We start from the raw sequence: 3085 nt of genomic DNA on the forward strand, positions 1-3085 counted from the left end.
GTAAGCGTGGAGCCGATACCCTGTTGACGGCGTGGGTTACCGGTTTCCCCAACGATTGGAAGCCATGCGTAGCAACGTGGCATTGGCAGCACGCAGATCGAACAGTTCGGCGTCGAAGCCGGGGCCGACCCAGTTTCGGTAATGGTCAGCTTCTTCGCTATTCGAATCGTTGCATAGCGCGCTCAGGAACGCTTCGTAGCCATGCGGGCCGCCCACATCCTCTGGCGGGCACGCGCGAGCACCATCAATGACCTGGGCCGCGCCCCACGGTTCGCTCTCAATGGTTTCCACTTTCTCAACGACGATGGCGTGATCCCAGCCGTCTCCGAAGTCGTACCGGTAGAGGAAGCGCGAGCCAGGTTTCAGGACCTTCTGCAGTCGGACCTTCCGGTCATCGGCGCTCGTGCCCGGGTCGGCGAAGTCCAGCACGTCGTCGATCTCGAACATGGCGTAGGTCATGCCGTCGATCAGGAAGTCGTGCAGGTGGGTGTCTTCCCAGCCGAAGGCCGCCTGCAGGATATGGTGCAGCTTGCGCAGCGACTCGGTTCCTTCGACCTCGATCCTGCGCCAGATGGGCGGCTCGATGTGTTGAAGCTGCACGTGCAGGGTAAAGCGCTGGAACGATTTCGCCATCTGATCTCCGGGTGAACGGGAAGCCAGCGGCATTATCGCCTTACGATGCCAGGGTGGTCATGTTCCATGGCAGCAGGTCTTCGACCCGGTTGATCGGATGGTCTGCAATGCGCGTGAGCACGGCACGCAGATACGCCTCGGGATCGATGCCGTTGAGCTTGGCCGTACCGATCAGACTGTAGATCGCCGCCGCACGCTCGCCACCTGAGTCAGCACCGGCGAACAGGTAGTTCCGGCGCCCGATCGCCACCCCGCGCAACGCGCGCTCAACTGGCAGGTTATCGATTTCCAGACGCCCGTCGTCACAGTAGCGCGTGAGCGCTTCCCACCGGTTCAGCGCATAGAGAATCGCCCGACTCGTGTCGGATTTGCGCGAGAGCGTTTCCAGCGTGGCACTCAGCCACGCATGGAACTGATCGAGCAAGGGCCTGCTATGTGTTTGCCGGTACGCCTGTCGCTCATCGGGCGGCTTGCCCCGGATCGCTTCCTCGATCTTGTACAACGCGCCGATACGCTCCAGCGCCTCGGTGTTCAAGGCATTCGGGCGTGCGGCGTGCAGTTCGTAGAACTGTCGCCGAGCATGTGCCCAGCAAGCTGCTTCGGCTACCCGCCCGGTTTCGTAAATCGCCTGATATCCGCCGTAGGCATCCGCCTGCAGCGTGCCGTTGAACGATTCGAGATGCTGCTGCGGATGGACGCCCTTGCGGTCGGCCGTATAGGCGAACCAGACGGCCGGCGGCGTCATGTCGCCCGAGTTCCGGTCGTCGCGCACGTAGACCCACAGCCGTCCGGTTTTCGTCTTGCCATTGCCCGGCGCGAGCACAGGCACTGGCGTATCGTCGGCATGCAGTTTGGTGGCTGCCATGACGTGCCGGCGTAAGGCGTCGACCAGCGGTTGCATCAGGCTCGCGCCATGACCCACCCATTTCGCCAGCAACGAGCGATCCAGATCGACACCCTCGCGCGCATAGATCGCCGACTGGCGGTACAGCGGCAGATGGTCTGCGAACTTCGAGACCAGCACATGGGCCAGCAAGCCCGGGCCAGCCAGGCCACGCTCGATGGGGCGGCTCGGCGCAGCAGCTTGTGTAATGTGGTCGCAGCACGTGCATGCCAGTTTCGGGCGCATATGGCGGATCACGCGGAAGCTGGCCGGTACATATTCCAACTGCTCGGAGATGTCCTCGCCGAGTTGCTTCATGGCACCGCCGCACGCCGTGCAGGTTTTGCCCGATTCCGGCCAGTACGTCAGGATCTCGCGTGGCAGATGCTCGGGGAGCGGTTTGCGCGGCGCTTGTTCCGGTGCGATACGCGGCGTCTTCGGAATCTCGATGGGGGCAGCGCCTTCGTCGGCCTCGAGCTCTTCCAGTCGCAACTCGAGCTGCTCGATCTGACGGTCGAGCTTCTCGGAGCTCCGGCCGAACTGCATGCGGCGCAGTTTCGCGATCAGCAGCTTCAGATGCTCGATCTCGGCCTTGGCAGTAGCGTTCGCCGCCTTGTGCGATTCGACAACATCTTCCAGATGTCCAATGCGTGCATCGCGCTCAAGCAGCATGGCCTTGAGCGCTTCGATGTCGTCCGGATAGACGTTTGCCGTGGTCATGCCGGCAGTCTACGCGGCGGCCGGCAGGTTTACAACGCCGATGTCGGCTCCGCCGTGCGTACAGGCTGCCGCCAGTCGATACCTTCGAGCAGCATCGACAGTTGCGCCTGGCTCAGGCACACCACGCCACCATCGGCACGTGGCCACACGAACCGACCGCGCTCCAGGCGTTTCATCAGCAGACACATGCCGTCGCCGCTCCACCACAACACTTTGACCAGATCGCCACGCTTGCCGCGGAACACGAACACGTGGCCGCTGAACGGGTCTCGCTCCAGCACGGTCTGGACCTTCGCGGCCAAGCTATTGAAGCCCGAGCGCATGTCGGTCACGCCGGCGGCCAGCCAGATCTTCGTGTGGCTGGGTAGTCCGATCATGCTGTCGGTCCCGACGTGCCGCGCAACATACGGAGCACCAGCAACAGCGTGGCTTCATGCGGCGAGCCTTCGATGCGCACTCGGGTGTTGCCTACGCTGATCTCGATGGCGCCCGCCGCAGCGGCACTGGCGACCGGCGCCGGGGCCGGTTGCTCGATCTCTTGCGCCGGTGCCTCCACGGTCACGGGCAGCAAATCCACCGGATCGTATTCGCCGGCACGCAATGCTCGACGCCATTTGAACACCAGGTTCGGATTCACCCCATGCTCCATCGCCAGACGCGCCACCGATACGTCCGGCTCACAGGCCAGCTTGGCCAAATGCCGTCGAAATTCGATCGGGTGATTCGGAATGCCTTTGCGTGAAGTTCTCTTCGGCGTATCTGTTGCCACTTTGGTCCCCACTACTTTGGTGGGGACTACTCTGGCAACTTCCTTTCACATCGTCGAGACGGTGCTGGGGACACGCTTAC

The 3085-nt window shown here is 62.9% G+C and carries 4 protein-coding genes; all 4 read right to left on the reverse strand.

The features are described from left to right. Window positions 1-36: 36 nt before the first annotated feature. Genes BUB20358_RS27770 through tnpA form a run of 4 tightly spaced genes read right to left on the reverse strand, consistent with a single transcriptional unit; the run spans window position 37 to window position 3017 of the window. Complete coding sequence (locus tag BUB20358_RS27770; RefSeq protein ID WP_006765345.1) at window positions 37-633, reverse strand: plasmid pRiA4b ORF-3 family protein; 597 nt, start codon at window positions 631-633, stop codon at window positions 37-39. A gap of 40 nt (window positions 634-673) precedes the next feature. Next, window positions 674-2236, reverse strand: a complete 1563-nt coding sequence (gene tnpC / locus BUB20358_RS27775) for an IS66 family transposase (RefSeq protein ID WP_006764056.1) — start codon at window positions 2234-2236, stop codon at window positions 674-676. A 29-nt stretch (window positions 2237-2265) separates the two neighbouring features. Beyond that, window positions 2266-2613, reverse strand: a complete 348-nt coding sequence (tnpB, locus tag BUB20358_RS27780) for an IS66 family insertion sequence element accessory protein TnpB (protein WP_006764055.1) — start codon at window positions 2611-2613, stop codon at window positions 2266-2268. After that, a complete protein-coding gene (gene tnpA / locus BUB20358_RS27785) occupies window positions 2610-3017 on the reverse strand; it encodes an IS66-like element accessory protein TnpA (RefSeq protein WP_006764054.1) in 408 nt (135 codons plus the stop codon). Before tnpA ends, tnpB begins: the two co-directional genes overlap by 4 nt. Window positions 3018-3085 lie beyond the last annotated feature (68 nt).

The organism is Burkholderia dolosa (assembly GCF_902499135.1).
Lineage (GTDB): Bacteria > Pseudomonadota > Gammaproteobacteria > Burkholderiales > Burkholderiaceae > Burkholderia > Burkholderia dolosa.